A 6,000-nucleotide genomic window follows, 5' to 3' on the forward strand; every position below is an offset into this window, starting at 1 on the left:
CCCTAGAAAGGAGTGATTTCGATGCGAGATAGTCAGTCTGTGTTTGCTGCTGCCAAAAGTGCCACAATGCAGGTGGTGCAGGCCGAGCCGTTGAACGCTGGAACACCCTTGGATGAGCTGGCCGCTAGCTATATTCAACCAAATAGCCAATTTTTTGTGCGCACCCATGGCACGGTTCCAACGCTTGATCCTGAAACAACCACTATTACAATCCACGGCTTAGTTGGTGAGCCATGGAGCATCAGCGTTGGCGAAATTAAGCAGCAATTGCCCTATGTTGAGCAGGTTGCAACCTTGCAGTGCGCTGGTAATCGCCGCCAAGAAATGCACGCCTACAAAGCGATTTATGGCGAATTACCGTGGGGCGCGAATGGCCTCAGTACGGCGACATGGGGCGGCGCACCGTTGCGGGCCTTGCTTGAGCGCTGCGATATTCAGCCTGCGGCCAAGCATTTGCTGGCTGAGAGCTACGATCAGGTGGAGCGTCATGGCCAAACCTTTGGCTTTGGTGGCTCGATTCCGCTCGACGAACCGATGATTGAGCACGCGTTATTGGCCTATACCATGAACGGCGAAGCCTTGCCAGCGCTGCATGGCGGGCCGTTGCGCTTGGTTATTCCAGGCATTGTTGGTGCGCGGAGCGTCAAATGGTTGCGTTCGCTTGAATTGAGTGCTGAGCCATCGCACAACTATTTTCAGCGTCGTGCCTATCGTTTGGCCCAAAGCAACGAGCCTGAAGCATGGCAACAAGCCCCGATGCTCCACAAATTGCCAGTTAATGCAGTGGTTTGCCAACCAGCGCCAGCACAAGTATTGGCTGCTGGTGTCATCACCCTTGCGGGGTATGCAATTACTGGCGGTCAAGCGCTGATTGAGCGGGTAGAAATTTCGCTTGATCAAGGCCAGCATTGGCAAACCGCCAGCTTGATTGACGAGCCAAAACTTGGCTGCTGGAGCCGCTGGCAAGCTGCGCTAGAACTGGCTGCTGGCGACTATGAATGCTGGGTGCGCGCAACCGATTCGCTTGGTCAGCAACAGCCTGATCAGCCAGCCTGGAATGTCAAAGGCTATCATCACAATGCCATCCAGCGCCTCCAGCTCACGCTTCGCTAAACCAACGATCATCGCTCGCACGAATGCCAGCGATGATCGCTAAAATTGCTGCTCTAAATGCGGTTAAATCAACCGAATTCCTATCAGCGCGTGGTACTATAGTTGCAGAAGCAAATCGAGCGTCATCACGGCTGTGTAGAAGACGCGACACGTAGGGCAACGAGGAAATCTTTCATGCACGAAACAACACTCGTGTCACGCTCGGCGCAAGGATTGCGCTGCGAGGTATGTCAATGGCGCTGTCTACTCGCTGATGGTGAATGGGGTCGTTGTGGTGTGCGCCAACGCCAAGATCAGGCAATTATTGCCCATAACCATGGTTTAGTCTCAGCAGCGACAATTGGCCCAGTTGAAGATTATGGCTTTCGGCATTTTTTTCCTGGTGCGAGCGTGTTTGCGATTGGTGGTTGGGGCACGTCGTTTCCGGCCCACCACGACGCTGCCTATCACGCGCATATTCCCGACGATCCCGCCAAGCAACGTTCGATCGATCCTGAGCGGGTGGTGGGCTTTTCGCAAGAACGCATGACCAGAGGCGTGGTTTGGGCGTATAACGAGCCAACCATGAACTTTGAGCATGTGTTGGAAACTGCCCGCTTGGCGCGTTCGACCAGCCGTATGACCGGCATGGTGACCAATGGTTTTTGGTCGAAACCAGCAATTGATCAGCTTGCGCCCTATATTGATGGCCTGATGTTGACGGTCTATGGCCTGAGCGATGCTAGCTACAAAGCATTAACTGGGGTTGAGCAATGGCAAGGAATTTTTGCTGGGGCTGAGCATGCAGTCAAACGCTGGGGTTGTCATCTCGAAATAACCACGCCAATTGTCACGGGCGTGAATGATAGCACCGCCGAAATCGAAGGCATTGCGCGCTGGATCAAGCGCAAATTCAATGGCCTGATTCCATGGCGAATTATTCCGAGCCGCGATGCAGATACCAACGCTGCAACCTCGGTGCGCAAAGTGGCCCAAGGCTTGGGCTTGCCGTTTGTCTATGGCGCGCAACCAACCGAAACCACGCGCTGCCCCAAATGCGAATGGGCAGTGATTGAGCGTTTCGATGGCCAGCCGCGGGTGGTTGGGGTTAATGAAAGCCATTGCGAAAACTGTGGCAGCGAAGTTTATATTCGCTCATCGATGTTCAAGCGCAATAAATTAAATGACTAACCAACGATTTTAGGAGCTTGCCGATGCCCAAACAAGCAGCAGTCAGCGTGCACGACCCATTAATTCTTTTGGCTCGGCAAGCAGTAAATTGCTTTATTCGCCAAGCAGAAATTGTGGCTGTGCCTGAGCCATTGCCTGTTGAACAGCAACAGCCACACGGAATTTATGTGAGCTTGATCAAGGCTGGCAAACTGCGTGGTTGCGTTGGCCATGTGCGCCCCAAACAGTCGTCGCTGGCCAAAGAAGTGATCTATACGGCGATTGCTGCTGCGGTGCACGACCCCCGTTTTAGCCCCGTCAGCGTTGATGAGCTTGATCAGTTGAGCTATATCGTGGATGTGGTTGAGCATTTGGCATTACTTAAAAATATCGATGCCCATGACCCTAAGGTCGATGGTTTGCGCGTCGTGCGCGGGCGCAACCAAGGCGTAGTGTTGCCCAATGCTAGCGGCATTACGAGCTTTGAGCAACAACGCCAACTTGCCTATCAACGTGCTCAGCTCGAATTGGATACCCCAGCAACCCTTGAACGCTTTCAGGTTAGGCGAATTATTGAGTTATCAGGTAATTATCAGCTAACTGTCAGCTAAGCAACGACCACTCTAATTTGCAGATTTGTCAAAGCAGCATATAATCTAGCAGCCATCATCGTACTAGGCCGCAGCTCAAAGAACTGGTGATTAACTTGCTCGGCAAAAGTCATGGGTCGGCCATGCTGAAACAGCTATTGTGCTGGGCTGTAGCAAGTAGCATACTTGAACCTGCGCCTACCAAAAAAATTGACTGCTAAAACCGTGATTGATGGCATATCCCTTGCATTACACAACGCTGTGTGAACTAATGAACTCACTTGGTATTTGAACTTTCTTATTTGAGGAGCGCCTTGGTATGTTGACTGTCGTTTTCTGGGCATTTATGTTGCTCTGCTGTGCTATAGCTCCAGTGATCATCGGCTTGCGCAACTTTAGCGAACCAAGCGATGTACAATTCGACGTAAATCAAGCCTCAAACCAATAAGTATGTAAATTGACCAAATACTCACAGCGGCGTATACTACTGCTACAACCCAATATCGCTGAATGAAGGACGCGGAAGAGTATCCCAGCGGGATCGCCGACGAAGCAAATTACGGGTAGCCAACCCGTTGATGAATCTTTCAGGCTCCAACACCGTGTCTCGACAGCGCTCTGGAGAGCAAGCATTTACTTGCACCGATGGAGTAACTTGCAGCGCAAGGAATCTCTCAGGTCAATGGACAGAGATCAGGCATTTTCTATGTCGCGATCTCTTTTTTTATTTAAGCGATGTGCTCATGTGGCGTTATATTGTTTCAGCCGCCGCCGATGGCGCAACCAATATGGCAATTGATCATGCGTTGGCGCTGCATGCCAATCAATCGGCCTACCCAACCCTGCGCATCTACCGTTGGCAGCCTGCATGCCTTTCTATCGGCGCATTTCAGCCCTATAGTGATGTTAATGGAGCGGCCTGCGAGCAAGCCCAAATCGAGATTGTGCGTCGACCTACTGGTGGTCGCGCGATTTTACACGATGCTGAATTAACTTACTCTATCACTGCCCCCAACAGCAACCCGTTGCTTGGGGGTCGTGTTTTAAGCACCTATCGTACAATCAGCCATGGCTTATTGGTTGGTTTGCGCCAATTAGTTAGCAGCGTCGATTGGGCTAGCGGCGCAAGCGATGGGCCAAAATCTGCCGCTTGCTTTGATACACCAAGCGATTTTGAGCTGACCGTGGCTGGGCGTAAATTGGTTGGCAGCGCCCAAACCCGCACTCGTGGTGCAATCTTGCAACATGGCACGCTGCTGCTCCACGCCGATCATCAGCAATTAAGCACTGTTTTACACTTGCCAGCTGAGCTTGATGCGTCGGCATTGGCTGAACGCTTGATTGCGCTTGACGAAGCAGCTCAACGACCTATCAGCTTTGACGAGGCCCAACAAGCGATTGTTGCAGGCTTCGCGAGTGCCTTCAACATCGAATTTCAACCAGACCAACTGACCGACCAAGAGCAGCACACTGCTGAGCGTTTGCGCCACGAACGCTATAGCAACCCTGCATGGTTACAACGACGCTAAGTGATTTATGAGGTTTTTTGATGAAACAAACACCACTCAACGCTCGCCATCGCGCCCTTGGAGCCAGAATGGTCGAGTTCGGCGGCTGGGATATGCCAGTCCAATATGCGGGCATTATTGCTGAACATAAGGCTACCCGCGAAGGCGCTGGCCTGTTCGACATCAGCCATATGGCGCGCTTTTGGGTTACCGGCCCCGATAGCGAACGCTTCATCCAGCTCATCGATACCTTTGATATTAGTAAAACTGCCATCGGCCAATCCGATTATGGAATTATGTGCTACGAAGATGGCGGGATTGTCGATGATATTTTCACCTACCACCTTGGCCCCGACGAATGGATGGTGGTGGCCAATGCTGGCAACGCCGAAAAAGATTGGGCTTGGCTCAATCAACATACTGCTGGCTACGATGTGGTGCTGACTGATCGCTCACAAGAGTTGGCGATGATCGCGCTGCAAGGGCCAAAAGCCGAAAGCTTGTTGGCTGGCTTAACCGCTGCCGATGTGGTCAACTTGGCCTTCCATGGCATTACCAGTGCTACGGTTGATGGTGCTGCTGGCTATGTTTCGCGCACGGGCTACACTGGCGAAGATGGTTTCGAGTTGTTCTTGCCTGCTGGCGAGATCGAACGCATCTGGGATCGTTTGTTGGAAGCTGGCGCTACGCCAATTGGCTTGGGTGCACGCGATAGCCTGCGTTTTGAGCCTGGCTTGGCCTTGTATGGCCATGAAATCGATCGCGATATTAACCCGTATGAAGCCAAATTGGGCTGGGTGGTGAAGCTCGATAAAGGCCCATTTATCGGCTCGGAAGCCTTGCAGGATATTAAGGCCAATGGCGCTGCTCGCACCTTGATTGGCTTGGAAATGACCGGACGCGGGATTGCCCGCCAAGGCTACCCAGTTGTGGCGCTTGATGGCAGCGAATTGGGCGTGGTAACGACGGGCATGCCCAGCCCAAGTTTGGGTAAAAATCTAGCCTATGCCTTGGTTAAGGCTGGGACGGTTAAAGTTGGCGCTGAAGTCGATGTGATCATTCGCGACAAACCAGTACGCGCCAGCGTCGTCAAAACGCCATTCTACAAAGCACGCTACAAGAAATAGCCTGCTCTTGCATAAATAGCCGCTTTGGTTGATAGTAGCGCCCAACAATCTATGCTGATTGTGCTGTTTTGGCGTTATTGAAGGAGGACCACCACATGTCCAATGTACCAAGTGACTTGCTGTATACCCGCGAACATGAATGGGTGCGGATCGATGGCAACACTGCAACCGTTGGCATCAGCCATTTTGCCCAAACCCAACTTGGTGATGTGGTATTTGTGGAATTGCCCGATGTTGGCAAGACGTTTGAACTAGGCGAATCGTTTGGCACTGTTGAATCAGTCAAGGCGGTTTCGGAAATTTACGCTCCGCTTAGCGGCAGTGTGGCCGAAATCAACAACGCCGTGATCGATGCGCCAGAATTGGTCAACGAAGATCCGTATGGCGATGGCTGGTTGGCTAAATTTGAATTTACCAGCGAGCCAAGCAGCCTGCTGAGCGCCGCCGAATACGAACAATTTATCAAAGAAGAAGCGGATACTGTCTCTTATACACGTGTCCGAGCCCACGAGA

General features: G+C 52.0%; 7 protein-coding genes and 1 riboswitch. All 7 genes read left to right on the forward strand.

Going from position 1 to position 6,000, the window contains the following annotated elements; all coding sequences use genetic code 11:
* Positions 1 to 21 precede the first annotated feature (21 nt).
* Positions 22 to 1,113: a molybdopterin-dependent oxidoreductase gene (locus C5S61_RS21085; RefSeq protein ID WP_110518521.1), complete on the forward strand. Its 1,092-nt coding sequence runs from the start codon at positions 22 to 24 to the stop codon at positions 1,111 to 1,113.
* A gap of 174 nt (positions 1,114 to 1,287) precedes the next feature.
* Entirely contained in the window at positions 1,288 to 2,283 is a 996-nt protein-coding gene (locus tag C5S61_RS21090) for a radical SAM protein (protein WP_110518523.1), read from the forward strand.
* Between the two features lie 23 nt (positions 2,284 to 2,306).
* Positions 2,307 to 2,873: an AMMECR1 domain-containing protein gene (locus C5S61_RS21095; protein WP_110518525.1), complete on the forward strand. Its 567-nt coding sequence runs from the start codon at positions 2,307 to 2,309 to the stop codon at positions 2,871 to 2,873.
* A 298-nt stretch (positions 2,874 to 3,171) separates the two neighbouring features.
* Positions 3,172 to 3,300: a hypothetical protein gene (locus tag C5S61_RS27480; RefSeq protein ID WP_269083552.1), complete on the forward strand. Its 129-nt coding sequence runs from the start codon at positions 3,172 to 3,174 to the stop codon at positions 3,298 to 3,300.
* A 160-nt stretch (positions 3,301 to 3,460) separates the two neighbouring features.
* Positions 3,461 to 3,552, forward strand: a riboswitch (glycine riboswitch).
* A 43-nt stretch (positions 3,553 to 3,595) separates the two neighbouring features.
* Positions 3,596 to 4,381, forward strand: a complete 786-nt coding sequence (locus tag C5S61_RS21100; RefSeq protein WP_110518527.1) for a lipoate--protein ligase family protein — start codon at positions 3,596 to 3,598, stop codon at positions 4,379 to 4,381.
* Between the two features lie 20 nt (positions 4,382 to 4,401).
* Positions 4,402 to 5,487 (forward strand): glycine cleavage system aminomethyltransferase GcvT, encoded by a 1,086-nt coding sequence (gene gcvT / locus C5S61_RS21105; RefSeq protein WP_110518529.1) that lies wholly within the window; start codon positions 4,402 to 4,404, stop codon positions 5,485 to 5,487.
* A gap of 95 nt (positions 5,488 to 5,582) precedes the next feature.
* Positions 5,583 to 6,000, forward strand: a 418-nt coding sequence (gene gcvH / locus C5S61_RS21110; protein WP_110518531.1) for a glycine cleavage system protein GcvH, incomplete at its 3' end; no start/stop codon positions are given.

It is taken from the genome of Herpetosiphon llansteffanensis (assembly GCF_003205875.1).
Classification (GTDB): domain Bacteria; phylum Chloroflexota; class Chloroflexia; order Chloroflexales; family Herpetosiphonaceae; genus Herpetosiphon; species Herpetosiphon llansteffanensis.